Genomic DNA, 22,510 nt, shown 5'->3' with positions numbered 1-22,510 from the left:
ACTCTGCTCCCGGCCATGATGTCGGGAGCATTTTGTCTTGCTGAGCCGCATTGTTTATCTGATTGCGATTTTGATCTGTTCGCTATCTGCGCAGGCAGACACTGGAAATCATTCCGAAAATGGCGGCCTGCCGCCGCCGGCTAAGCGGATGATACTTGATCTGGCCGGCGATCCGCTGCGTCCTGTCCGGCTCAAGGTCGGTCTGGTCCTGCCTCCGGGGCCCGGCCCATTCCCGCTCGTGATCTGGAATCACGGCAGCAATCGGAGAGACGGCAGCAAAGACAAACGTGCTCTCGTCGACGAGACGAATATCGATCGAAATATGGGCGTGTACTACTTCCTCTCGCGAGGTTACGCTGTCGCGCTGCCGGTGATGCGTGGGTTCGGCCACTCTGGCGGTTCGATCCAGGCAACAGGGTGCCGTCTCGATGACATGGGGCGCAACAGTGCCGCCGATATCCAGGCGGTCCTCAATCAAATCGGGACGCGGCCCGAGATCGATTCTCGGCGTGTCGTCGTAGGGGGCTCGAGTATCGGGGGGTGGAATTCCCTCGCTGTCGGCACGCTCCAAGACGCGCGGGTGGTGGCGATTGTCAATTTCTATGGCGGTATCCATTCCTCCGCCTGTTCAAACGACAACGAGGCACTCGTCCAAAGCACCCGCCGGATCGCTGCCATCAGTCGCGTCCCGTCGCTCTGGCTGTATGGCGACAACGATCAGGTCTTTCCGAAGCCCCTCTGGCAAGCCATGCATCGCGGATACGTCGAGCAAGGCGGAAAAGCCGAGATGATCGCGTTTGGACCTTATAAATCCGACTCCCATCATCTTCTGAGTGATCCGTATGGTGTTTTCATATATTCTCAATCTCTCGACAGCTTTCTAGAGAGATTGGGTTTGCCAAGCCAGAAAAAGTTTCCGGACTACGTACCGATGTCGCCGCCTGCGCCGACCCATTACTCTGTAATTGACGATGTCGAGTCTGTTCCGTTCCTGAATGCTTCAAATCGAGAGACATACCGAAAATTCCTCACCTCCTCGCATCCGCGCGCGTTCCTGATCGCACCGAACAAGGCGGTGATTTTAAACACGGGGGGCTTTGATCCCCTGGCCGGCGGGTTTGCAGCGTGTGAGCGGCACGGCATCGAATGTTGGCCCTATGCCTTCAACGACGATGTCGTATGGGCGCATCCGACACCCGCACCGCCGCCGACGCAGTTCGCCAAACTCGAAGATACCACCGCCATACCCTACGTGAATGACGCCGGCCGTGATGCATACAAGCAGTTCTTGACCCGCTCGCGCCCCCGCGCCTTCGTCATCGCGCCGGATGGCCGTTGGTCGATGTCGACAGGCAATCCGGATCCGGTTGCAGCTGCACTGGCCGCCTGCGGCGACCGCGGCCCCCCGGATTGCCATGCCTATGCCGTCGACGGGGCGGTCGTCTGGTCCGAAGCGGCGGCCGCCTCTCACTGAAGCGAGCGGCGCCGGACGAACCGATTACCCAAGCCCGTTGAGCAGCTTCGCCAGCAGCGCGTTCAAAATGCGCTGCTCCTCATCCGTGAGCGGTGCCAGGATGCCGCGCTCGGTCGCGACATGGGCCGGCAGCATGGCGTCGATCAGCGTCTTGCCCGGGTCGGTCAGCGCGACGAGGGTCCCGCGCCGGTCGGTCGGGTGCGTCTGCCGCTCGATCAGGCCGGCCTTTTCCAGGCGGTCGATCCGCGCGGTCATCCCGCCCGATGAGATCATCGTCGCGTCGCAGAGCGCCGTCGGGGTCAGCGCGTAGGGCGCGCCCGACCGCCGCAAGGTCGCGAGCACGTCGAACTCGCCCTGCTGGAGGCCGAAGCCCGCGAAGGCCGGATGGAGCCGGTCGCGCAGGATGCCCTGCGCCAACTCGGTCAGGCGGCCCACAACCTCCATGGGAAACGGATCGATGTCGGGCCGCTCACGGCGCCATTGCGCGACGGCACGGGAAGCCCGGTCCTCGAAGGGCGCCATCTCACGTTCCTTGATATCTTGACATCAAGATACTTTGCATCGAGATTTTAGGTGCAGAGGGGCCTGCAGGCAATTGCGCCGGTCTCCTTGCCGGACGTGGAGAAACGCGATGGGGGCAACGGGTCAAACCATCACGCCTCCGGTCGCGTCGAAGGCTTACGGTCTGCTGCTATCGACCGGGTTCCTGCTAGGGCTGACCACCGTCATGGCCGGCCTCGCCAGCGGTCTCGGCTGGCATCCGATCAGCTTTCTGTTCTGGTCTGCGTTGGGCGGCGGGCTGGTCCTGGCGGCCTCCGCGGGCTTGGCCGGCGAGAGGCTGAAGCCGTCCTCGACCCTCCTTCGCTACGGGCTGCAGGCCGGACTGCTGAGCTTCGCCTTGCCGAACATCCTGTCCTTCGTGGCGATCCCGCATGTCGGGGCCGGCTTCGTCGCGCTTTGCCTCGCCTTCCCGCCGCTCCTGACCTACGGCCTGGCGCTGATCCTCGGGATGGATCGGGTCTCGGTTCAAGGCGTGGTCGGGATGGCACTCGGGCTCGGCGGCGCAGTGCTGTTCGCGGCCTCGCGCCTCACCGGTGCGGAGGGTGGAGGGCTCTGGGCCGGCCTCGCGCTCGCGGCGCCGGTCAGCGTGGCCGCCGGCAACATCTATCGCACGGTCGCGTGGCCCGAAGATACGTCGCCCCGCCTGCTCGCGCCGGTGATGGTGCTGACCGCAACCGTGATGATCGGCGCCTACGCCATCCTGGCCGCCGTGCCGCTCGTCCCGGTGCCCCCGACCTGGGCCTTCGCGGTGCTGCCGGTTCAGGCGGCGATCATCGCCGCCACCTACGGCCTGTTCTTCTTCCTTCAGAAAGTGAGCGGCCCGGTCGGGCTCAGCCAGATCGGCTGGATCGGCGCGATCACCGGAAAGGGGCTGGCGGTCGCGCTTCTCGGCGAGACGTTCCCGCCTGTCTTGGCTCTCGCGATCCCGCTGATCCTCACCGGAATCGTCCTGGTCAGCCGGCGGCCGCGTTGACGAAGACGCGGCTCGCGATTGCTGGACCCACCTTTACAATCCTCGCCCTCATCCTTCGAGGCCGAGCGATCTTCGATCACCCGGCATCTCGGGATGAGGAGAGCGATCCGGAGATCCGTGGCTCCGCGCCCGTATTCCGGGGCCGCCCCTAGAACGGCAGCTTCATGCCGGGGGGCAGGGGCAGGCCCTTGGTCAGCTCGGCCATGCGCTCCTGCATGGTCGCCTCCGCCTTGCCGCGGGCGTCGTTGCAGGCGGCGACGATCAGGTCCTCGAGGATCTCGCGCTCGTCGGCGACCATCAGAGACGGATCGATCGTGACGCCCTTCATCTGGCCCTTGGCGCTCATTGTGACGCGCACGGAGCCGCCCCCGGAGGCGCCGGTCACCTCGATCTCGTCGAGCTCGGCCTGCAGGGAGCCCATCTTCTCCTGCATGGCCTGAGCCTGCTTCATGATGCCCATCAGGTCGCGCATGCAGCTTTCTCTCGTCGCGTATCGGTGAGTCTATCTGGGGACGACATGGCCGGGCTGCCACGTGCGCTCGACCGGGGGGCGCCTCAGAAGTCGTCGTCCGGGGCTTCGTCCGCCGGGACCGTATCGCCGTCCGCCGAACTCTCCGGCTCGGCCGTGGGAGGAGGGGCGGTCTCGCGCACGTCCACGATCTCGGCGCCGGGGAAGCGCGTCAGCACCTCGCGGACGAACGGGTCGGCGGCCGCGTTCTCGCGGCGGGTCTCCGTCGCGGCTTTCACGGCGGCGTCGAGGGTCGGCGCACCCGCTTCCCTGGACACGGACACGACCCAGCGCTGGCCGGTCCAGCGCAGGAGCGCGGCCGCGATGTCGGTGGCGAGGGTTGCCCGTCCGCCCGGGGCCAAGCGGAACTCGATCCGCCCTTCCTCGAAGCGCACGAGGTGGACGTCCCGCTCCAGGGCGGTCTTGAGCAGGATGTCGCGGTTGGCGTCGGCCAACGCGACCACGTCCTCGAAACGGCTGAGACGCAGGGCGGGGGCCGCCGCCGGCCGCTCCGCCGGGGCGGCCATCGCGGTCGGTGCCGGCGCCGAGACTGGCATCGCCAGGGGTGCCGGGGCGGCCGACACCATCGGGGCCGCGACCGGCATCGGACGGGGCGCGACGGCCGCGGCGGTCTGGCCGCCGCCGCGCAGGTCGGGGATCGACGGCAGGGGCGGGCGGGCCGAGGCGGGCGGTGCCTCCTCGGATGGCGCCGATGCAGCCTCGGCCTTGAGCTGGCGCAGGGCCTCGTCGGGGGTCGGCAGGTCGGCCGCGTAGGCGAGGCGGACGATCGCCATCTCGGCCGCGGCCAGCGGGCGGGGCGCGGCCTGGACCTCGGGGATCGCCTTGAGCAGGATCTGCCAGGCCCGCGACAGGGCACGGATCGAGAGTTGTTCCGCGAACTGGCCGCCGCGGACCCGCTCGGTCTCGCTCAGCGTCGGGTCGGAGGCGGTCTCGGGCACAACCTTCAGGCGGGTCACGAGGTGGGTGAAGGCCGCGAGGTCGGACAGCACCACCGACGGGTCGGCGCCGGAATCGTATTGCGCCCGCAATTCCGCGAACGCCGCCGGCACCGCGCCGCGCATCACCGCCTCGAACAGGTCGAGGATGCGCGCCCGGTCGGCAAGCCCGAGCATGTCGCGCACGCTCTGCGCCGTGACCGCCCCGGCTCCGTGGGCGATGGCTTGGTCGAGCAGCGAGAGCGCGTCGCGCACGGAGCCTTCGGCGGCGCGCACGATGGCGCCCAACGCCTCGTCCTCGGCCTCGACTTTCTCCGCCGCGCAGACCTTGGCGAGATGCGCGTGCAGGACCGGCGCCTCAACCCGGCGCAGGTCGAAGCGCTGGCAGCGCGACAGGATCGTAACCGGGACCTTGCGGATCTCCGTGGTGGCGAACACGAACTTGGCGTGGGGGGGAGGTTCCTCGAGCGTCTTCAGGAAGGCGTTGAACGCCTTCTCGGAGAGCATGTGGACCTCATCGACGATGTAGACCTTGTAGCGCGCCGAGACCGGCCCGTAGCGGATGCCGTCGATGATCGCGCGCACGTCGTCGATGCCGGTATGCGAGGCGGCATCCATCTCCAGCACGTCCATGTGCCGGGATTCCATGATCGCCGCGCAGTGCAGGCCGAGTTCCGGCATCGACACGGTCGGCCCGGTATCGGGCACGCCGGCGCGGGCGTAGTTGAGGCCGCGGGCCAGGATGCGGGCGGTGGTGGTCTTGCCGACCCCGCGCACGCCGGTCAGCATCCAGGCCTGCGGGATGCGGTTGGCTGAGAACCCGTTGGCGAGGGTGCGCACCATGGCGTCCTGGCCGATCAGGTCGCCGAAATTGGTCGGGCGGTATTTCCGCGCGAGCACCCGGTAGGGCGTCGCCGCGCTGGCGGGACTCACGAACCCGGGCAGGCCCGGCTCGTCGTCAGGCGTGCCGGTCGAAGCGTCCATGCCGTGTCGGATCAGGCTGCCGAGCGCCAGGAAATCAAGGTGGGAGGCTGGACGAAGACCCGCTCGGTCTCGTTAGGGCTGCTTCCTTCCGGACCTGACCCGGTTGGCGAGTGAAACGTCCCTCGCCAACCCCCCGCCGGCTATATGGCCGGGCTCTTGGCCGAACGCAAGCGCCGGCTACTCGGCCTTGCGCTTCACCACGGCCAGGGTCTTCGGATCGAGCTTCAGGTCGAACTGCTTGCCGTTGGCGTCGATCGCGTCGTCAACCTCGATCATGCCGTCGTCGAGCTCGATCTCCTTCCACTTGGTGAAGCCCTCCTGGCGCAGCACGGCCTCGACCTTCGCCTGCTGGTCGGGCGGCAGCTTCTCGTCCGCGCGGGCGACGCTGGTGAGGCCGGCGGCCAGGGTGAGGGCGAGAAGGGGCGTGGCAAGGCGCATGGCGGTCTCCGTTTCCTCGTTGCGTGCCGGCTTTGAACAGGAACAAGGCGTCCAGGTTCCGGTAGACCTGCGATCCTCTTGAGCCCGCTTCGATTTTCCCGCACAGCTAAGGTTGCTCGCGGCAGCGCCCCGCCTCAGGGGGCCAGGACTTCCGACCTATGGTCACACGCGTCGCCACCGTGGCGTTCGAGGGGATCGAGGCCCGGGCCGTCGACGTGCAGGTCCAGATCATCCCGGGCAACGTCGTGTTCAACGTGGTCGGCCTGCCCGACAAGGCGGTGGCGGAATCGCGCGAGCGGGTGCGCGGCGCCCTGATCGCCTCCGGGCTGGCGCTGCCGGCCAAGCGGATCACCGTCAACCTCGCCCCGGCCGACCTGCCCAAGGAGGGCTCGCATTACGACCTGCCGATCGCGCTCGGCGTCATGGCGGCAATCGGGGCGATCCCGGCCGATGCGCTCGCCGGCTATTGCGTGCTCGGCGAGTTGGCGCTGGACGGCAGCATCACGGCGGTGAACGGCGTGCTGCCGGCGGCCATCGCGGCGGGAGCCCGCGGCCTCGGGCTGATTTGTCCGGCCGCAACCGGCTCTGAGGCGGCCTGGGCCGGGGGCGATCTCGACGTGCTCGCCCCGCGCTCGCTGATCCAGCTCGCCAACCACTTCAAGGGCAGCCAGGTCATGGCCCGGCCGGAACCCTCGGTCGCCGGGCTGGCGGGGCCGCTGCCGGATCTCTCCGACATCAAGGGCCAGGAGGGCGCCAAGCGCGCCCTGGAAATCGCGGCGGCCGGCGGGCACAACCTCTTGATGAACGGGCCTCCCGGCTCCGGGAAGTCGATGCTGGCCGCCCGGCTGCCCTCGATCCTGCCGCCGCTCACCCCCCGGGAACTGCTCGACATCTCGATGATCCAATCGGTGGCCGGCGAGCTGAAGGACGGGGCGCTCTCGAACCGCCGGCCGTTCCGGCAGCCGCACCATTCCGCCTCGATGGCAGCGTTGGTCGGCGGCGGCCTCGGCGCCCGGCCTGGGGAGGTGTCGCTCGCCCATGGCGGGGTGCTGTTCCTCGACGAATTGCCCGAGTTCAATCCGCAGGCGCTCGACAGCCTGCGCCAGCCGATGGAGACCGGAGAGGTCATGATCGCCCGGGCCAACCACCGGGTGACCTACCCGGCGCGGTTCCAGTTGGTCGCGGCCATGAACCCGTGCCGCTGCGGCCAGGGGCTTGAGCCGGGCTATGCCTGCCGCCGGGGGCCGAACGCGCGCTGCATGGCGCAGTACCAGGCGCGGATCTCAGGGCCGATGCTCGACCGGATCGACCTGCGCATCGAGGTCCCCGCGGTCACGGCGGCCGATCTGATCCTGCCGTCGCCTTCCGAGGGCTCCCGGGAGGCCGCCGCCCGAGTCGCCGCCGCCCGCAATCTCCAAACGACGCGCTACGCGGCCCGCGCCCTGCCGGCCGCCACCACCAACGCCACCTGCCCGGCGACGCTGATCGAGGAGGTCGCGTCCCCCGATGCCGAGGGCACCGCCCTGATCCGGCAGGCGGCCGAGAGCATGCGCCTTTCCGCCCGCGGCTTCCACCGGACCCTGCGGGTGGCGCGCACGCTGGCCGATCTCGACGGTGAGGCGCAGGTCCGCCGGCTGCACCTTGCCGAGGCTTTGTCCTATCGCGGCCGAGGCGATACCTCGGCGGCGGCCGCGTGAGCGCGGCAGGCACGCTCACGGTCTCGATCGGCCAAGCGAGCACAGCCGGTCGGAAGGAGGCCAACCAGGATTTTCACGGGGTGCTGGTGCCGTCGCAGCCGGCACTCGCCCTGAAAGGCATCGCGGTGGCGCTCGCCGACGGGATCAGCAGCAGCGCTGTCGGTGCCCTGGCGAGCGAGACCGCGGTCAAGAGCTTCCTCAGCGACTACTACGCCACGCCCGACACATGGTCGGTGAAGTCCTCAGCCCAGCGGGTGATCGCGGCGACGAATTCCTGGCTCTACGCCCAGACACGGCGCGGTCTCGATCCGCACGATGCCGACAAGGGCTACGTCACCACCTTCAGCGCGCTGGTGGTGAAGGCGCGCACCGCACATCTCTTCCATGTCGGCGACGCCCGGATCTGGCGCGTCGCCGGCCGGTCGCTGGAACAGCTAACCGAGGATCACCGGGTCATCGTCTCCGCGGCGGAATCCTATCTCGGCCGGGCGCTGGGGGCGGGCGGACACGTCGACATCGACTATCACACGGTCAGCATCGAGGTCGGCGACGTCTTCGTGCTGACCACCGATGGGATCCACGAGCATGTCCGCCCGCGGGACATAGTCGCCGTGATCGCGGAAGCCGGGGACGACCTCGTCGGCGCCGCCCGGGCGATCGTGGAGGCCGCGCACGAGGCCGGCAGCCCGGACAACCTGACCGTCCAAATCGTGCGGATCGAGTCCGTGCCCGACGGCGAGCCGGCCGACCTCCTCGGCGGCGTCGAGGGGCTCGATCCGGCGCCTCTGCTCGACCCGCCGGCTGATTTCGATGGCTATCGGCTGCTGCGCACCCTGCATTCCGGGCCGCGCAGCCGGGTCTATCTCGCGGTCGATGCGCAGACGGAGGATCAGGTCGCGCTGAAGGTCCTGTCGCTCGACCTGCGCGACGACCCGGCCCAGCGCAAGCGCTTCGCCCTGGAGGAATGGATCGCCCGGCGGATCGACAGCCCGCACGTGCTCAAGGCCCATCCGCAGACCCGCCGCCGCAGCCACCTCTACACGGTGATGCGCTACGTCGAGGGCCAGACCCTGACCCAATGGATGCGCGACCACGCGGCGCCCGAGCTGGAGGCGGTGCGCGGCCTCGTCGAGCAGCTCGCCAAGGGCGTCCAGGCGTTCCACCGCAAGGAAATGGTCCACCAGGACCTGCGCCCCGACAACGTCCTGATCGACTCCGCCGGCACCGTGCAAGTCATCGATTTCGGCGCCACCAAGGTGGCCGGCGTGGTCGAAGGCGATCCCCGAATCGACGCGGCCGAGATCCTGGGGACGGTGCAGTACACCGCCCCCGAATGCTTCCTGGGTGCGCCGTCCACGGCCGGCTCCGATATCTTCGCGGTGGGCGTGATCGCCTACCAGATGCTCACGGGCCGGCTGCCCTACGGCGATCGGGTGCCCCGGGCGCTGACCCGGTCCGCCCAGCGCAAGCTCCGCTACGCCTCGGCCCGGGGCGCACGGCCACTTTTACCGGTCTGGGTCGACGGGGCGCTGCGCAAGGCCGTGCATCCCGATCCCACCCGGCGCTACCAGGCGCTCTCGGAATTCATCCACGACCTCCGGCATCCCAACCCGGCCTTCACCGAGACGCGCCGGGCCTCGCTGCTGGAGCGGGACCCGCTGCTGTTCTGGCGGCTGCTGTCGCTGGTGCTGGGGATCGTCGCCTTGGTCCTCGCGGGCATCCTGATCGCGCATCCGCCCCGGTGATTGGGTGGTTCAGCCGTCGAGCTCCGGATATCGGCGAAAAATCCCGTCCTCGTTGAATGGGATACGCCGGTCGCTCGCGAGATAGGCGGCGATGCGCGGACGCTGTGCCACCGCTTCGTGCAGCCGCGCGACATGGGGCGCGTCGCGCAGGGCCACCGCGGATGCCTTCGGGAAGGCGTAGCGCAGACCGGCGACGAGCTGGAACAGGGACAGGTCGGCGTAGGACAGCTCTGCGCCAACCAGATGCGCGCCGCCATTGGCCGTCAGCACGCGCTCGAAATAGCCGAGGAACTTGGGGATGCGCTCATGGCGAAACCCCTCCGCGCGGCGCAGCGCCTCCGGCTTCTGGTCCGCGTAGTATAGGCCGACGCCGAGGGGGTGATGAGTGTCGTGCGCTTCGTCCACCGCATCCGCGACGGTGAGCTGGAGTTGGTGCGTCCAGATCCGGTCCGGCTCGGAATTACCGACGAGGCTGAGCCGCGGCCCGAGATACAGCAGGATCGCTGAACTCTGGCCGATCACGACAGCACCATCGCGCAGAAACGGCGGCGCGAAGGGCGGGCGCGGATTTGCGGGATCGGAGAGGCGGTCGAGCATCGGCTCTATGCCGCCGGCCTCATCGTCTCGGCGCGCGACATCGACGTAGTTGGCGCCGGCTTCCTCGAGGGCGAGGCGGACGAACTCGCCGCGCCCCTGGATCATCGGCCAGTAATGCAGCTCGTAGGACATCGCCCTCTCCTCGACCGGGAAGGCGCTGCGCCGGGTCAGTTCGCCGGGGCGTCGCCGTCGGTGATCTTCTCGGGCGGCGGCTCGGCGCTGGCCACGGCCTTGTGGGCCAGCATCGGCTGCAGATGCTCGGCGAGCTGCTGGTCGAGATGCTTGGCGTAGGCGCCCTTGAAGTACCGCTCGCCGGTCTTGGCTCCGTAGATCCGATCGTGGGCCTGGATCATTGCGGCGACTTCCGGACGGCACAGGAAGCCGGTGATGCCCACCGCCTCGTACCAATGGCCGGCCCGCGCCTCGGCCGTCGCTTTCGGGTTCGCCAGCACCGTCTCGGCGAAGCATTCCGTCGCCGCCTGCCGCAAGGGGCTCAGGACCTTCTCGGCTTCCGCCTGGTTCACCACGGGAGCGGCCGGATGCCGATGGGGACGGGCCTGCGCCGTCGTGGCGAGCGCGAGGATGGCGAAGGTGGCGAGGATCGTGGACTTCATGCGGGCGGCCTCGTCGGATGTCCGAACGGCGTTCAGCATGCGCTCATGATTGCGTCGGGATCGGGGCTGAGGGCGCGCTGCACCCGCCCGATCTCGGGCAACATGCAGACCATTTCGCGACCGCGTCAGCCGCGCCGCTCGGCCTGCCAGCGGCCGCGGCATGCGACGGCGCCGGAAGCGACCCAGGTGCCGGTCCCAAACCCGTTCGCGCCGAGGCGGCCGGCGACGTCCGCGGTGGCGATGCCACTGGCGATCGAGCCGCGCACGATGCCGTTGCGGGCGACGCTGCCCTGCACGACGAAGGCGGTGCCGATGAACCGGGCCTGCCCGTGCTCGATCCGCACCGGATAGCGATAGGTCCGGTCGCAGGCCCCGGCTTCGGTGAGGATCTCGACGCTCCAGGTGCCGTCGAACCGGTCCGGGATCGGGACGCCCCGCGGCACAGCCGCCGCGGGGATCGCGCATCCGAGGATCAGGGCGGCGCCGATCAGGCACCCGAAACGGTGTCGAGTCATGACGATGGTCGGGGCAGGCAGGTTGGTGGTCGTCTTAGTGGGTCGCGGGGGCTCGCATGGCTGCCCGAAGCGCCTCGTTGAGCAGGGCGACCAGATCGCAACCGGCATGCAGGAACGCGTGCACGCCCGCTGCCTTCAACGGATCGAGCAGATCCGTCGGTTTGCCGGCGAGGTAAATCGTGCCGGCGCCTGCCTGTTTCAGCGCCGCCGCGGCCGCCACGGCATGGTCGGCGTAGATCGCGTCGGTGGAGCAGATGCAGACGATTGCAGCGCCGGATTCGCGGAACGCCGCCGCCAGGGCGGCCGGATCCGTGAAGCCGTCGTTCGACACGGCCTCGATCCCGCCGGCCGCGAAGGCGTTCGCCGCGAAGGTCGCCCGGGCGTTGAACGCCGAGACCGAGCCGAGATTGGCGAGGAACACGGCCGGCCGCCGCCCGGTCTTGGCGAGGTAGGCGTCGGAGGCGTCGCGCAGCGCCTCGAAGGGCTCTGCCAGACGGATCGAGGGCAGCGCGTCGCAGGCGACCGCCGAGCCGGAGCCGAAATTCGAGCCGGGTCCGAAGGCCACCGGCTTCACGTCGAGAACGGTGACCGGCTTCTCCGTGAGATTCGGGAACTCGCTCGCGCCGGTCAGCGGCTCGCGGCGGGTCGCCACGGCCTTGGCCCGGGCTTCGCGGGTCACCTCGATGCGCCGCTGCAGCTTGCCGACGCTGAGCGAGGCGACGATGCCGCCCTCGGCCTCAATCGCCTGGAACGCCTCCCAGGCCGCCTCGGTGAGCTGGGCGGTCAGGGTCTCGAACCCGCCCGCGCCGGCGGCCGGATCGCTGACCCGGGCGAGGTGCGATTCCTCCAGAAGGACGATCTGGCTGTTGCGCGCCACCCGCCGGGCGAAGGCGTCGGGCAGGCCGAGGGCCTGGGTGTAAGGCAGGATCGTGATCGTATCGGCGCCGCCCATCCCCGCCGACGCGGCGGCCATGCCGGTGCGCAGAATGTTCACGAACGGGTCGCGCCGGGCCGTCATCCGCCACGTGGTCTCGGCGTGGAGGCGCAGGGGCTTCGGATCCAGCCCGCAGGCCTGCTCGATCCGGGCCCAGAGCCGCCGCAGGGCACGGAACTTCGCGATCGTGACGAACTCGTCGGCATCGGCGGCGAGCAGCACGGAGATCCGGTCGCGGGCGGTGGCGAGGTCGTGGCCGGCGGCCTCCAGGGCGCGCAGGTAGGTGACCGCGGTGGACAGCACAGCGGCCAGTTCCGCCGCCTCGCCGGCCCCAGCCTCGTGGTAGGGGCGCCCGTCGGCCAGGAGCGCCCGGCCGGTGAAGCCGGCCGCTTCGAGATCCGAGACGGTGGCGGCCAGCCGCGGGGCGATCTCGCTCCAGACCGCGCCGAGGCTGCCGGTGGCGGCGAGCGTCCCGACCGGATCGATGCCGAGGTCGAGATCGTATGTCGACAGGTCTTCGCCGCGCCGCCCTGCCAGGGCCTTCACCAGGCCGGCGACTTCGAGGCCGCGCCCGCCGGCGTCGATGCGCAGCGCGATCAGCGGCAGCATCACGCCTTTGAGCAGAGCGTCGAGATCCTCGACGCTCTGGACCGTCAGACCGTAGCCCCGGGCGCTGGCCGACCCGGCAAAGACCAGGGCCAGCGCGTCGGCGCCGCCCTCGAGGTCGGTCATCGCCTGTGTGTTCGCGACGGCGATCTCGGGATGGTCCACTCGCTGCGAAACCCGCCAGGGTCCCGGCTCGCGGAACGGCTGGGCTGTAGGCTCAGCGCGCTCGTAGAGCGGCTCGATCCGCAGGCCGTCGCTCGTCCGGGAGACCAGCCGCTTCTCGAAATCGGCGCCCTTCAGGACACCCTCGACGAGGCCGAGCCAGCGCGCCCGGTCGGCGGGCTCGAACAGGTCGGCAAGCTTAGTGTCTTCCATCGGAACGCCCCTGGGCGCGGCGTCTTGTGCACCGCTTTCAGGGACGTGCCTCGCACGCCGCTCGCCCGGAGGCAATCGCCCCACGGCTGAGGGTTGTTATCCGAGAATGATCAGCCCGGCGAAGCCGAGGGCGCCGACGATGATTCGCCACCAAGCGAACAGCCGGAAGCCGTGGCGCGAAACGTAGTCGAGCAGCACCCGGACCACGAACAGGGCCGAGATGAACGACACGACGAACCCGATCACGATCAGGCCGACATCGTTGCTCGACAGGAATTTATAGTTGTCGAACAGGTCCTTGGCGAAGGCGCCGGCCATGGTCGGCATCGCCAGGTAGAACGAGAACTCGGTGGCGGAGCGCTTGTCGGCGCCCATCAGCATCGCGCCGACGATGGTGGCGCCGGAGCGCGACACGCCCGGGATCATGGCGAGGCACTGGAAGATGCCGATCTTCAGGTCCATCGGCAGGGTGAAGTCGTAGACGTCGGTCTTCTTCACCTCGAGGTCGGTGTCGTCGATGACGAGCAGCACCAGTCCGCCGGCCACCAGGGTCGCGCACACGATCCACGGGTTGAACAGGTAGGCCTTGATCACCTTCGAGAAGAGGCCGCCGATGATCGCGGCCGGCAGGAACGCCACCAGGATGCCGATCACGAAGCGGCGAGCCTGCGGGTTGGTCGGCAGCGCCGTGGCGATGCCGATCAGCCTGCGGAAATACACCGCCAGGATCGCCAGGATCGCCCCGAGCTGGATCAGCACCTCGAAGGTGTTGTTGGGCGAGTGGAAGCCGATGAAGTGGCCGACCAGGAGCTGATGCCCGGTGGACGAGACCGGGATGAACTCGGTCGCGCCCTCCACGAGGGCGAGCAGGACCGCCTTGCCGATGCTTACCGGATCCATTGTCGAGCCTCGCGCCGCGGGCGCGCGACCGCCCGGTTCGGGTGCGTCGCGCGCCATTGGGAAATTGCGCCCGGAGGCATCGCCCATCAGGGTTGACGGGCAGTTACCGGAACAGGCCGCGCGTGTTAAGGGCTCGGCAACGATCGAGCAATAACGCTCGCTTTGAAGTCCTGCGCGCCGAAGTCCTGCGCGCCTGGGCCGACGACCGGCGCGGGACTGGCCGCGCCGTCAGACCGAGCAGTCCTGACGGCCAATGGCGACCCTCTACCACTTCCCCTTCTGCGCGAATTCCCGGTTCATCCGTCTCGTGCTGGCCGAGATGGGCCTGGAACCGACGCTGTTCGAGGAGCGCCCCTGGGAGCGCCGGGACGATTTTATGCTGATCAATCCGGCCGGGTCGACGCCGGTTCTGCTGGAGCAGACCGGCCTTGTGGTGCCGGGCGCCGGGGTCATCGCCGAATACCTGGATGAGACCCGGGGCCTTGGGCTTTCCGGGCGAAGGATGCTGCCGGACGACACGGTGGAGCGGGTCGAGGTCCGGCGCCTGCTCGACTGGTTCCTGATCAAGTTCGACTCGGAGGTGACCGGCTACCTGGTCAACGAGAAGATCTCGAAGCGCTTCATGTCGGCCCATGAGGGCGGGGGCCCGCCGGACATGAACGCGATCCGGGCGGCGCGGACCAACGTGCGCTACCACCTCAAATATATCGGCTACCTGATCGCGCGGCGGCGCTGGCTCGCCGGCGACAACCTGACCTATGCCGATCTCGCGGCGGCGGCCCACCTCTCCTGCGCCGACTACCTGGGCGACGTCCCGTGGGACGAGGACGAGATGGCCCGCAACTGGTATGCTCGGGTCAAGTCGCGGCCCTCGTTCCGGGGGCTGCTGGCCGACCGGGTGGCCGGCATGCCGCCGGCGGCCCATTACGCGGATCTGGATTTCTGAGCCCCAGTCTGAGCCCAAGACGGACCTATTTCGGCGCCGACCTGCGTCGCCTCGTCGAGGCGCGGGCGCAGCATCTCGGCTTCTGCGGGCTGCGGGTCACCCGGCCCGACCGCCTGCCGGATCTGCCGGGCCGCCTGACGGCGTGGCTCGCCGAGGGCGCCCACGGCACGATGGACTGGATGGACGAGCGCGCCGACCAGCGCGCCAGCCCGGTCGGCCTGTGGCCCGGCCTCCGCAGCATCCTGGTGCTCGCCATGAGCTACCGGCCGGACGACGATCCCCTCGATCTCGTGGCCCGGACGGATCGCGGTGCCATCGCAGCCTATGCCCGCCGCCGGGACTATCACGAAGTTTTGAAAGGCAAGCTCAAGGAGCTCGGCGGCTACCTGTCGGCCAAGGGCGACGTCCGGGTGAAGGTCTTCTGCGACACCGCCCCGGTGATGGAGAAGACCCTGGCCGAGGCCGCCGGGCTCGGCTGGCAGGGCAAGCACACGGTGCTGCTGTCCCGGGAGCACGGCAACTGGCTGCTGCTGGGGGCGATCTACACCAGCGCCGAGTTGGAGCCGGACGAACCCGGGCGCGGCCATTGCGGCTCCTGCCGGGCCTGCCTCGACATCTGTCCGACCGACGCCTTTCCGGCACCCTACCGTCTCGATGCCCGGCGCTGCATCTCGTACCTGACCATCGAGCATGCCGGGCCGATCGCGGAAGAATTCCGGGCGGCGATCGGCAATCGGGTGTTCGGCTGCGACGATTGCCTGGCGGTCTGCCCCTGGAACAAGTTCGCCCGCACAGCCGCCGATAGCCGGCTGGCCGCCCGGGCCGATCTCGAAGCGCCGGCGCTGGCCGATCTCGCGGAGCTCGACGATGCCTCCTTCCGAAAACTGTTCGCCGGCACGCCGGTGAAGCGTACCGGCCGGGACCGGTTTCTTCGGAATGTGATGATCGCGGTCGGCAATTCCGGCGATGTCCAGCTGGCGGATAGCGCAATCGCACGCCTGGAAGACGACTCGCCGCTGGTGCGCGGCATGGCGGTCTGGGCCTGCGGCCGGCTGTTGGAGCCGGACGTCGTGCGGGCCTTGCAGCGGCGGCATGGGCTTGGCGAGGCGGATTCGCACGTGCGCGCCGAGTGGATCGCCGCCACCGCCTTGACGGAAACCCGGGCCGGCGAGACATCGGCGGCATGAACCTTTTCATCTTCGGGCTCGGCTTCACCGGCCACCGTTTCGCCGAGCGGGCGCGCGACCGCTTCCAGACGGTGCGGGCGACCGTCACCGATCCGGCGGCGGCCGCGCGCATCGCCACCGAGACCGGCTTCACCCTGCGCGCCTTCGGCCCGGAGGCCGAGGATTCCCGGATCGCGGCCGACCTCGCCGACACCGACGCGCTGCTGGTCTCGGCGCCGCCCTCCGAGCAGGGCGACCCGGTGCTGCGGCGCTACGCGGACGCGATCGCGGCGAGCCGGATCGGCTGGATCGGCTACCTCTCGACCATCGGCGTCTACGGCGACCAGGGCGGCGCCTGGATCGACGAGACCACGCCGGCCGCGCCGCGCAGCGCCCGGTCGAAGATCCGGGTCGAGGCCGAGGCGGCCTGGCTCGAACTCGGGGCCCGGACCGGCAAGGCCGTGCAGGTGTTCCGGCTGTCGGGCATCTATGGGCCCGGGCGCAATCCGATCGTGAAGCTGCGCGAGGGCCGCTCACAGCGCATCGTGAAGGCGGGCCAGGTGTTCAACCGCATCCATGTCGACGACATCGCGACGACGCTGCTGGCCTCGCTGGACCGTCCCCGGCCGGGCGCTGTCTACAACGTCACCGACGACGAGCCGACGCCGCCGCAGACCGTCACCGAGCACGCCGCGGCGCTCGCCAACCTGCCGCTGCCGCCCGAGATCGATTTCGAGACCGCCGACCTGTCGCCGATGGCGCGCAGCTTCTACGGCGAGAACAAACGCGTGCGGAACCGGCTGATCCGCGACGAACTCGGCGTCACGCTGGCCTATCCGACCTACCGCGAGGGTCTCGCCGCGCTCAAGGATCAGGCCTGATCACGCCTCGAGGTGGCGCGGCCGGATGAGGCGGCGGAGCAGGCCGCCGCGCGGGCCGGTGAGCATCGAGACGAGGTAGAGCGCGCCGGCGGCCAGCACGATGGCCGGGCCGCTCGGCAGGTCGAGGTGATAGGACAGGCTGAGGCCCGATACGCTGGCGATCACCGCGATCAACATCGAAACCGGGATCAGGCCGCCGAGATCGCGCGCCCAGAATCGGGCCGCCACCGCCGGCAGCAGCATCAGCCCGACGGCGAGCAGGGTCCCGAGCGCCTGGAAGCCGCCGACGAGGTTCACCACCACCAGCGCCAGGAACGCGAGATGCACCGGGCCGCCGCTGCGGCTGACCGTGCGCAGGAACAGCGGATCGACGCATTCCATGACCAGCGGCCGGTAGATCGCGGCGAGGGCTACCAGGGTCAGCGTGCTGATGCCGCCGAGCAGGATCAGGGCGGCATCGTCGAGCGCCAGGACCGAGCCGAACAGGACGTGCATCAGGTCGATCTGCGAGCCGCGCAAGGACACCAGCAGCACGCCGCCGGCCAGCGAGATCAGGTAGAAGGCCGCGAGATTGGAATCCTCCCGGACCACCGTGGCCCGGGTGACGGCGCCGGCGAGCAGGGCCACGACCAGACCGGCGACCAGCCCGCCCAGGGTCATGGCCGGCAGCGACAGGCCGGCGACCAAAAATCCCGCCGCGGCGCCGGGCAGGATCGCGTGGCTCATCGCGTCGCTCATCAGGCTCATCCGGCGCAGGGTCAGAAAAACCCCGACCGGCGGCGCCGAGACCGACAGCGCCAGGCAGCCCGCCAGCGCCCGGCGCATGAAGCCGAACTCCACGAACGGCGCGAGGATCGGCCCGAACGGATCGATCACGCGGCATCCTCGTGGTGGTGGTGATGGCTGTCCGGGCCGTGGTCGTGCCCGTGAGCCCCGGGCTTCCTGGGGCCGACACACACCGCGGCATCCTCGTCCCAGGCCTCGGAGAGATTGCGCGCGCGCGCCAGATTCTCCGGCGTGAGCACCCGGGCGGTCGGTCCCCAGGCCACGGCCTCGCGGGCGAGCAGGAGCGTCGTCGGAAAATGCTCCCGCACCTGGGCGAGGTCGTGCAGGGCGGCCACGATGGTGCGGCCCTGGCCGTGCCAGAGCCGGATCAGCGCCAGAAGGTCGTCCACGGTGCGGTTGTCGATGCCGGTGAACGGCTCGTCGAGGAGCACCACCGGGCAATCCTGCAGGATCAGCCGGGCGAACAGGGCACGCCGGAACTGGCCGCCCGAGAGGGTGCTGATCGGGCGCGTCTCGAAGCCGCCGAGCCCGACCGCGTCGAGGGCCGCCCCGATCTCCGGTCGCCACCGCCCGAGGCTGCGCCAGGATCCGGCCTTCCGCCACAGACCCATGCCGGCGAGGTCCATCACGCTGAGCGGGAAGCTGCGGTCGATCTCGTCGGCCTGGGGCATGTAGGCGAGGTCGCCGGCGCGCTCGATCTGCCCTTCGAGGCAGCGGATCTCGCCGGCCATCCCCTTGAGCAGGGTCGACTTGCCGGCGCCGTTCGGTCCCACCAGCGCCAGCAGGTCGCCGGCGCGGACGGCTCCGGACAGGTGGTGGACCGCCGGATGCCGGTCGTAGCCGAGGGTCAGGCCGACCAGGCGGATCGAATCCTGCGGCGACGGACGGATGCTCATGCGGCAAGCGCCCAGGCGATCACCAGCCAGACCAGACCCGACAGCATCACCGCGAGGGCGAGGCGCGGGCCGATGCCGCTGCGGAATAGGGATCGCGGACTCGCTTGGCGTGGGCTGGAGATGGGGGGCAAGACGTCCTCAGTCGCGCGCGCGGGCTGGCGCGGGGACCCATCGGGCTACTGGTGCGGTCCGGGGCTGCGGTGATACACTGTAACAAACCCGCCGGACAACCGGCGGTTTTCGGGTTGGAGCACACATGCACCGTCACGAGGGTCACGACGCGTGCCAGGCAGGCGTCGGCGACATGCTCGCGCGGGCGGAATCCGTCTGTCGCGAGCGCGGGCTGCAATTCACGCCGCTGCGCCGGGAGGTGATGGAGGCGGTGGCCGAGGCCGGCAAGGCCCAGGGCGCCTACGACATCGCCGAGACGCTGAGCGCGCCGGGTAAGCGCGTGGCGCCGGTCTCGGTGTATCGCGCCCTCGATTTCCTGATGCAGCAGGGCCTCGTCCATCGGATCGCCAGTCGCAACGCGTTCATCCCCTGCGCCCACGGGCACGCCCCGGGGGAGGGGGTCGTCTTCCTGATCTGCCGCAGCTGCGGCGGCGTCGACGAAGCCTCCTCGGAGGAGCTGGAGGACGGTCTCGACCGCACCCTGAAGCGGGCCGGCTTCACGCCGGCCCACAGCATCCTGGAGGTCGAGGGCGATTGCGGCGCCTGCCGGGGGCGGCAGGAAGCCGGCTAAGGCGTCAGCGGGCGTTCTTGTAGGCCCGGCGCGAGACGATCGTCTGGATCATGATCTGGAGGTCGAACCAGATCGACCAATTGTCGATGTAGTGCAGGTCGCAGGAGACGCGCCGCTCCATGTCGAGATCGGTCAGGGTCTCGCCCCGATAGCCGTTGACCTGGGCCCAGCCGGTGATGCCGGGGCGCACGTTGTGCCGACGGGCGTAGAGGGCGATGCGCCGCTCGAAGCTTCGGTCATGCGCCAGGGCGTGGGGGCGCGGGCCGACAAGCGACATCTCGCCCTTGAGGACGTTGAGCAGCTGGGGCAGCTCGTCGAGGTTCGTCCGCCGCAGGATCGCGCCGACCTGCGTGATGCGGCTGTCGTTGCGGGTCGCCTGCTTGAACACCGCGTTGGCGTCGGCCCGCATCGACCGGAACTTGAAGACGCCGAAGGGCTGCTGGTTGAAGCCGTAACGCTTCTGGCGGAAGAAGACCGGGCCCGGGCTGTCGAGCTTGATCGCCACGGCGATCGCGGCCAGCAGCGGCGACAGCGACACCAGGGCGATCGCCGCGACGGTCAGGTCGAGGGCCCGCTTCAGGACGATCTCGGCGACGTTGAGCGGCCGCCGGCCGATATTGATGCCGGAGACGCCGCCGACCCGGGCGACCTGCATGTCGGGGAACCGGTCGAGCACGCTGCCGGGACGCAGATGCAGGGCGGAGGGCACCCGCAGGAACGCATCGATGCAGCGTTCGATCTCGGCGGTGTCGGTCCACGGCACCAGCACGAAGACGTCGTCCGGCCGGAGGAAGCGGACCACCGACACGGCGAGGTCGAGATCCTCCTGCAACTGGTCGTGGCGGGACACGGTGTCGGCGCCGGGATCGACCCGACGCAGGTAGCTGGTGCCGACGATCCTCGAGCCGAGCTGGTCCGCCTCGTGGCTGGCATAGAACCGGGCGATGTCCTCCTCATAGCCGACCAGGTGGACGCGGCTGGCGGAGGCTGAACCGGAGGCGAGGCTGCGGCGCACCAGGCGGATCGCCACCGTGCGGGTCAGGACCAGGGCGGGCAGCCCGAGGACGAAGGCGGTGATCGAGACGATGCGGGAATAATCGTTGGTCGTCTTGGTCAGGAAGCCGACCACCAGCACCGCGGCCCAGGCCACCAGCCAGAGCGAGGCCATGCGCTGAAAATTCAGCTTCTGCGCCATGATGCCGTCGAGGCTGTAATCTTCCCGCAGGCCGTTCGTCGCGACGATGATGGCGCTAAGCAGTGCGGCGAGCCGCAGGCTGCGGAAGCTCGTCACCCAGAGGCTGTCACCGGCGAAGACGACTTGGTAGCCGAACTCGACCGTCAGGATGACGGCGAGGATCGCCGCGATGTCGGCCAGAGCCAGGGACGACGACAGGGCCATCCGCGCCACGGCGCGCCCGCGGCGCGGCAGGAGCGCGGACCACACGCTGCGACGGCGTTCGGCCGAGGTCGGCAAAGCCTGAAACGTCTCCGGAACCCGTTCGTGAAACATCTGGCCCGCCACGTCCCGGTTTGATCGGACTTTGTACCAGTCTGAAACACGAAAGATTTCAGCGCCGGCATCTGCCGATGACGGAGCAAGGGGTGAGCCGCAACGTTCGGTGATTCGGTCGCATCGTAATCGGCGCCCATGTAAGCGAACGTCGGACCGCCGGCAATACATGGTAAATGCTGAGTTGCCGGATTACAGTCACTTGAGATCGGCCTGAGTGCGAGAATCCGTTACCAGCAGTTGCGTTGTAACGTCAGAATATTTCTGAGCGGTTGAATTTCGTCGCCGCGCGAAGCTTGGCCAAAGCTCCGGTGAGCGTGGGTGGTTCGGCGACGCGACCCGCGCGTGCGGTTCGCGATGTCCGCGAATCAAAAAAGCGCCCGCCACCGGTCCGGCAGCGAGCGCTCACAGAATGATGAACCGCAGCGTCAGACGGCAGCGGCGTGCTGCTCGGTATCGCCCGCGCCGCCGACCGTCTGAACCATCTCGAAACCCTCGAATTGCGGGTGACCGAGATACAGCGGCTTGGTCGAGGGCGCCCGGCTATGGGCCTTGCGGAACTGCTCGGAGCGCGTCCACGCCTCGAACGCGGCGCGGGACCGCCAGACCGTGTGGGAGGCGTAGAGGACGTGATCCTCATGCTCCGGCCCGCGGAGCAGATGGAACTCGACGAAGCCTTCCATCTCGCCGAGGTGGCTGTCGCGGCCGAGCCAGACGGCCTCGAAGTCCTCGGTCGCATCCTTAACGACCTTGAAGCGATTCATCGCGATAAACATGGTGTTCTCCGGTGAAACAGCGAAATTAGGCCCTCAAGACCGTCTGGGCGAGCCCTGCTGCGGCGACGCGGCGCGCGTGAAGGACTGCGCAGACGTAATCGATCGACATTTGAGCAACAATGTTTCAAAGATACGTTAGGTTAAACCACAAGATGTAGTGTTTGACTTGCGGGGCCTAACAACTTGGTGTCCAATTGCCGTATGGCCCACAGTGTGCCGCAGTCGGCGTGTCGACCGATTGCTATAGCGCCCATTGTCAACGTGTTTTCTTGTTCGGCACGTGGGAGCAGGCGACAATAAGGGCTTAGAGGTGTTGCCGTTTGCAATGCAATCGGCTGCTGCTCTAGCGTGCGACACCACACGGCAGGTACAGGCGCGATATGAGATCGAGGGTCGGACGGTGAAGCGGCGCGATAGCGAGGCGGGAACACCGGATCCGCAAGGGGACGCTGTTCAGAGCGTGGACAAGGACACGATTAGTCATCTGATGCCGAAACAGACCACCGACGTCGATCGTCTGGTCGGCATCCGCATCACCGCATTGCGCAAGGCGCGCGGTCTCAGCCAGACCGCGCTCGGCAATGCTGTCGGCGTCACGTTCCAGCAGGTTCAGAAATACGAGAAGGGCCAGAACCGCGTCGGAGCCGGCCGGCTGCGTGAGATCGCGCGCCTGCTCGAAGTGCCGGTCTCCGCGTTCTTCGAGGAGAGCGAGACGCGCGAGAGCGCGCAGGAGGACGTATTCGGCTTCCTCAGCGCGCATGGTGCGATCGAACTGCTGCGCGCCTACGCGCAGATCGAGGACGAGCAGATGCGCCGGGATGTCCTGGCCCTGGTTCGCAGCGCCGCCCGCCTCGCGCAGGCCCGCAGCGCGCCGCCGGCGACGGATCCCGCCTGATCCTATCCAATTGCGGAATCAGCGAAGCGCTTCAC

23 protein-coding genes and 1 other RNA gene are annotated in these 22,510 nt (G+C 68.9%); 9 read left to right on the top strand and 15 right to left on the bottom strand.

Translation table 11 applies throughout. The features are described 5' to 3' along the window. Positions 1 to 37 precede the first annotated feature (37 nt). Positions 38 to 1,474, top strand: a complete 1,437-nt coding sequence (locus MKL09_RS28940) for a dienelactone hydrolase family protein (protein ID WP_244025401.1) — start codon at positions 38 to 40, stop codon at positions 1,472 to 1,474. Positions 1,475 to 1,498: 24 nt separating this feature from the next. Here MKL09_RS28940 and MKL09_RS28935 read toward each other — a convergent pair whose 3' ends face one another. Beyond that, positions 1,499 to 1,996, bottom strand: a complete 498-nt coding sequence (locus MKL09_RS28935) for a MarR family winged helix-turn-helix transcriptional regulator (RefSeq protein WP_244025400.1) — start codon at positions 1,994 to 1,996, stop codon at positions 1,499 to 1,501. Between the two features lie 109 nt (positions 1,997 to 2,105). Here MKL09_RS28935 and MKL09_RS28930 point away from each other — a divergent pair, with 109 nt between their 5' ends. Then, positions 2,106 to 3,008, top strand: coding sequence for a DMT family transporter (locus MKL09_RS28930; protein WP_244025399.1), 903 nt, complete (start codon positions 2,106 to 2,108; stop codon positions 3,006 to 3,008). 148 nt (positions 3,009 to 3,156) lie between these two features. Here the strand turns inward: MKL09_RS28930 and MKL09_RS28925 are convergent, their stop codons facing one another. The 4 genes from MKL09_RS28925 to MKL09_RS28910 all read right to left on the bottom strand — a co-directional run bounded on the left by MKL09_RS28925 (position 3,157) and on the right by MKL09_RS28910 (position 5,894). Continuing rightward, positions 3,157 to 3,480, bottom strand: coding sequence for a YbaB/EbfC family nucleoid-associated protein (locus tag MKL09_RS28925; protein WP_243944965.1), 324 nt, complete (start codon positions 3,478 to 3,480; stop codon positions 3,157 to 3,159). 83 nt (positions 3,481 to 3,563) lie between these two features. Continuing rightward, the gene (locus MKL09_RS28920) at positions 3,564 to 5,456 is read right to left on the bottom strand and encodes a DNA polymerase III subunit gamma/tau (protein WP_244025398.1); all 1,893 of its coding nucleotides are present in this window, start codon (positions 5,454 to 5,456) and stop codon (positions 3,564 to 3,566) included. Between the two features lie 37 nt (positions 5,457 to 5,493). After that, positions 5,494 to 5,592: signal recognition particle sRNA small type (ffs, locus tag MKL09_RS28915), an RNA gene on the bottom strand. A 41-nt stretch (positions 5,593 to 5,633) separates the two neighbouring features. Further along, on the bottom strand, positions 5,634 to 5,894 hold the full coding sequence (locus MKL09_RS28910; RefSeq protein ID WP_244025397.1) for a PepSY domain-containing protein: 261 nt from the start codon (positions 5,892 to 5,894) through the stop codon (positions 5,634 to 5,636). 158 nt (positions 5,895 to 6,052) lie between these two features. Between MKL09_RS28910 and MKL09_RS28905 the strand changes: the two genes are divergently transcribed. Beyond that, on the top strand, positions 6,053 to 7,591 hold the full coding sequence (locus MKL09_RS28905; protein ID WP_244025396.1) for a YifB family Mg chelatase-like AAA ATPase: 1,539 nt from the start codon (positions 6,053 to 6,055) through the stop codon (positions 7,589 to 7,591). Beyond that, entirely contained in the window at positions 7,588 to 9,336 is a 1,749-nt protein-coding gene (locus tag MKL09_RS28900) for a bifunctional protein-serine/threonine kinase/phosphatase (protein WP_244025395.1), read from the top strand. The genes MKL09_RS28905 and MKL09_RS28900 overlap by 4 nt, the downstream gene beginning before the upstream one ends. Before the next feature lie 9 nt (positions 9,337 to 9,345). Here the strand turns inward: MKL09_RS28900 and MKL09_RS28895 are convergent, their stop codons facing one another. The 5 genes from MKL09_RS28895 to MKL09_RS28875 form a co-directional block, all read right to left on the bottom strand. Beyond that, positions 9,346 to 10,065, bottom strand: coding sequence for a glutathione S-transferase family protein (locus tag MKL09_RS28895; RefSeq protein ID WP_244025394.1), 720 nt, complete (start codon positions 10,063 to 10,065; stop codon positions 9,346 to 9,348). 35 nt (positions 10,066 to 10,100) lie between these two features. Further along, positions 10,101 to 10,547: a hypothetical protein gene (locus tag MKL09_RS28890; RefSeq protein ID WP_244025488.1), complete on the bottom strand. Its 447-nt coding sequence runs from the start codon at positions 10,545 to 10,547 to the stop codon at positions 10,101 to 10,103. 125 nt (positions 10,548 to 10,672) lie between these two features. Further along, positions 10,673 to 11,062 carry a hypothetical protein gene (locus MKL09_RS28885; RefSeq protein WP_244025393.1) on the bottom strand — a complete coding sequence of 130 codons (390 nt, stop codon included), beginning with the start codon at positions 11,060 to 11,062 and terminating at the stop codon, positions 10,673 to 10,675. 34 nt (positions 11,063 to 11,096) lie between these two features. Then, positions 11,097 to 12,977 carry a methylmalonyl-CoA mutase subunit beta gene (locus MKL09_RS28880; RefSeq protein WP_244025392.1) on the bottom strand — a complete coding sequence of 627 codons (1,881 nt, stop codon included), beginning with the start codon at positions 12,975 to 12,977 and terminating at the stop codon, positions 11,097 to 11,099. Between the two features lie 96 nt (positions 12,978 to 13,073). Beyond that, the gene (locus tag MKL09_RS28875; RefSeq protein ID WP_244025391.1) at positions 13,074 to 13,877 is read right to left on the bottom strand and encodes an undecaprenyl-diphosphate phosphatase; all 804 of its coding nucleotides are present in this window, start codon (positions 13,875 to 13,877) and stop codon (positions 13,074 to 13,076) included. A gap of 253 nt (positions 13,878 to 14,130) precedes the next feature. Here MKL09_RS28875 and MKL09_RS28870 point away from each other — a divergent pair, with 253 nt between their 5' ends. Genes MKL09_RS28870 through MKL09_RS28860 form a run of 3 tightly spaced genes read left to right on the top strand, consistent with a single transcriptional unit; the run spans position 14,131 to position 16,870 of the window. Beyond that, positions 14,131 to 14,823 carry a glutathione S-transferase family protein gene (locus MKL09_RS28870; protein ID WP_244025390.1) on the top strand — a complete coding sequence of 231 codons (693 nt, stop codon included), beginning with the start codon at positions 14,131 to 14,133 and terminating at the stop codon, positions 14,821 to 14,823. 41 nt (positions 14,824 to 14,864) lie between these two features. Beyond that, on the top strand, positions 14,865 to 16,010 hold the full coding sequence (gene queG, locus MKL09_RS28865) for a tRNA epoxyqueuosine(34) reductase QueG (RefSeq protein ID WP_279606182.1): 1,146 nt from the start codon (positions 14,865 to 14,867) through the stop codon (positions 16,008 to 16,010). Next, positions 16,007 to 16,870, top strand: a complete 864-nt coding sequence (locus tag MKL09_RS28860; RefSeq protein WP_244025389.1) for an SDR family oxidoreductase — start codon at positions 16,007 to 16,009, stop codon at positions 16,868 to 16,870. Before queG ends, MKL09_RS28860 begins: the two co-directional genes overlap by 4 nt. Here the strand turns inward: MKL09_RS28860 and MKL09_RS28855 are convergent, their stop codons facing one another. From MKL09_RS28855 to MKL09_RS32150, 3 genes are read right to left on the bottom strand one after another with little or no spacing between them, the layout of a single operon-like run. Continuing rightward, a complete protein-coding gene (locus MKL09_RS28855; RefSeq protein WP_244025486.1) occupies positions 16,871 to 17,695 on the bottom strand; it encodes a metal ABC transporter permease in 825 nt (274 codons plus the stop codon). A gap of 47 nt (positions 17,696 to 17,742) precedes the next feature. Further along, the gene (locus tag MKL09_RS28850; protein WP_244025388.1) at positions 17,743 to 18,552 is read right to left on the bottom strand and encodes a metal ABC transporter ATP-binding protein; all 810 of its coding nucleotides are present in this window, start codon (positions 18,550 to 18,552) and stop codon (positions 17,743 to 17,745) included. Continuing rightward, positions 18,549 to 18,683 carry a hypothetical protein gene (locus MKL09_RS32150; protein ID WP_279606163.1) on the bottom strand — a complete coding sequence of 45 codons (135 nt, stop codon included), beginning with the start codon at positions 18,681 to 18,683 and terminating at the stop codon, positions 18,549 to 18,551. Before MKL09_RS32150 ends, MKL09_RS28850 begins: the two co-directional genes overlap by 4 nt. Positions 18,684 to 18,808: 125 nt before the next feature. On the opposite strand from MKL09_RS32150, the gene MKL09_RS28845 reads away from it, so the two are divergent. Then, positions 18,809 to 19,294 (top strand): transcriptional repressor, encoded by a 486-nt coding sequence (locus tag MKL09_RS28845; protein WP_244025387.1) that lies wholly within the window; start codon positions 18,809 to 18,811, stop codon positions 19,292 to 19,294. 4 nt (positions 19,295 to 19,298) lie between these two features. Here MKL09_RS28845 and MKL09_RS28840 read toward each other — a convergent pair whose 3' ends face one another. Further along, positions 19,299 to 20,804 carry an undecaprenyl-phosphate glucose phosphotransferase gene (locus MKL09_RS28840; RefSeq protein ID WP_244025386.1) on the bottom strand — a complete coding sequence of 502 codons (1,506 nt, stop codon included), beginning with the start codon at positions 20,802 to 20,804 and terminating at the stop codon, positions 19,299 to 19,301. Positions 20,805 to 21,232: 428 nt separating this feature from the next. Further along, positions 21,233 to 21,580, bottom strand: a complete 348-nt coding sequence (locus tag MKL09_RS28835; protein ID WP_244025385.1) for an antibiotic biosynthesis monooxygenase family protein — start codon at positions 21,578 to 21,580, stop codon at positions 21,233 to 21,235. Between the two features lie 484 nt (positions 21,581 to 22,064). Between MKL09_RS28835 and MKL09_RS28830 the strand changes: the two genes are divergently transcribed. Next, the gene (locus MKL09_RS28830) at positions 22,065 to 22,475 is read left to right on the top strand and encodes a helix-turn-helix domain-containing protein (protein ID WP_244025485.1); all 411 of its coding nucleotides are present in this window, start codon (positions 22,065 to 22,067) and stop codon (positions 22,473 to 22,475) included. The last annotated feature ends 35 nt before the right edge of the window (positions 22,476 to 22,510 follow it).

The organism is Methylobacterium sp. J-048, from assembly GCF_022829515.1.
Classification (GTDB): domain Bacteria; phylum Pseudomonadota; class Alphaproteobacteria; order Rhizobiales; family Beijerinckiaceae; genus Methylobacterium.
The sequence above is the reverse complement of the archived record's forward strand: the minus strand, read 5'-3'. Positions and strand labels throughout refer to the sequence as shown.

Excerpts from the sequence above, each read along its gene's own strand:
- MKL09_RS28935 (WP_244025400.1), bottom strand. The coding sequence starts at position 1,996 with ATGGCGCCCTTCGAGGACCGGGCTTCCCGTGCCGTCGCGCAATGGCGC.
- MKL09_RS28930 (WP_244025399.1), top strand. The coding sequence starts at position 2,106 with ATGGGGGCAACGGGTCAAACCATCACGCCTCCGGTCGCGTCGAAGGCT.
- MKL09_RS28925 (WP_243944965.1), bottom strand. The coding sequence starts at position 3,480 with ATGCGCGACCTGATGGGCATCATGAAGCAGGCTCAGGCCATGCAGGAG.
- MKL09_RS28920 (WP_244025398.1), bottom strand. The coding sequence starts at position 5,456 with ATGGACGCTTCGACCGGCACGCCTGACGACGAGCCGGGCCTGCCCGGG.
- MKL09_RS28910 (WP_244025397.1), bottom strand. The coding sequence starts at position 5,894 with ATGCGCCTTGCCACGCCCCTTCTCGCCCTCACCCTGGCCGCCGGCCTC.
- MKL09_RS28905 (WP_244025396.1), top strand. The coding sequence starts at position 6,053 with ATGGTCACACGCGTCGCCACCGTGGCGTTCGAGGGGATCGAGGCCCGG.
- MKL09_RS28895 (WP_244025394.1), bottom strand. The coding sequence starts at position 10,065 with ATGTCCTACGAGCTGCATTACTGGCCGATGATCCAGGGGCGCGGCGAG.
- MKL09_RS28890 (WP_244025488.1), bottom strand. The coding sequence starts at position 10,547 with ATGAAGTCCACGATCCTCGCCACCTTCGCCATCCTCGCGCTCGCCACG.
- MKL09_RS28885 (WP_244025393.1), bottom strand. The coding sequence starts at position 11,062 with ATGACTCGACACCGTTTCGGGTGCCTGATCGGCGCCGCCCTGATCCTC.
- MKL09_RS28880 (WP_244025392.1), bottom strand. The coding sequence starts at position 12,977 with ATGGAAGACACTAAGCTTGCCGACCTGTTCGAGCCCGCCGACCGGGCG.
- MKL09_RS28875 (WP_244025391.1), bottom strand. The coding sequence starts at position 13,877 with ATGGATCCGGTAAGCATCGGCAAGGCGGTCCTGCTCGCCCTCGTGGAG.
- MKL09_RS28870 (WP_244025390.1), top strand. The coding sequence starts at position 14,131 with ATGGCGACCCTCTACCACTTCCCCTTCTGCGCGAATTCCCGGTTCATC.
- MKL09_RS28860 (WP_244025389.1), top strand. The coding sequence starts at position 16,007 with ATGAACCTTTTCATCTTCGGGCTCGGCTTCACCGGCCACCGTTTCGCC.
- MKL09_RS28855 (WP_244025486.1), bottom strand. The coding sequence starts at position 17,695 with ATGCGCCGGGCGCTGGCGGGCTGCCTGGCGCTGTCGGTCTCGGCGCCG.
- MKL09_RS28850 (WP_244025388.1), bottom strand. The coding sequence starts at position 18,552 with ATGAGCATCCGTCCGTCGCCGCAGGATTCGATCCGCCTGGTCGGCCTG.
- MKL09_RS28845 (WP_244025387.1), top strand. The coding sequence starts at position 18,809 with ATGCACCGTCACGAGGGTCACGACGCGTGCCAGGCAGGCGTCGGCGAC.
- MKL09_RS28840 (WP_244025386.1), bottom strand. The coding sequence starts at position 20,804 with ATGTTTCACGAACGGGTTCCGGAGACGTTTCAGGCTTTGCCGACCTCG.
- MKL09_RS28835 (WP_244025385.1), bottom strand. The coding sequence starts at position 21,580 with ATGTTTATCGCGATGAATCGCTTCAAGGTCGTTAAGGATGCGACCGAG.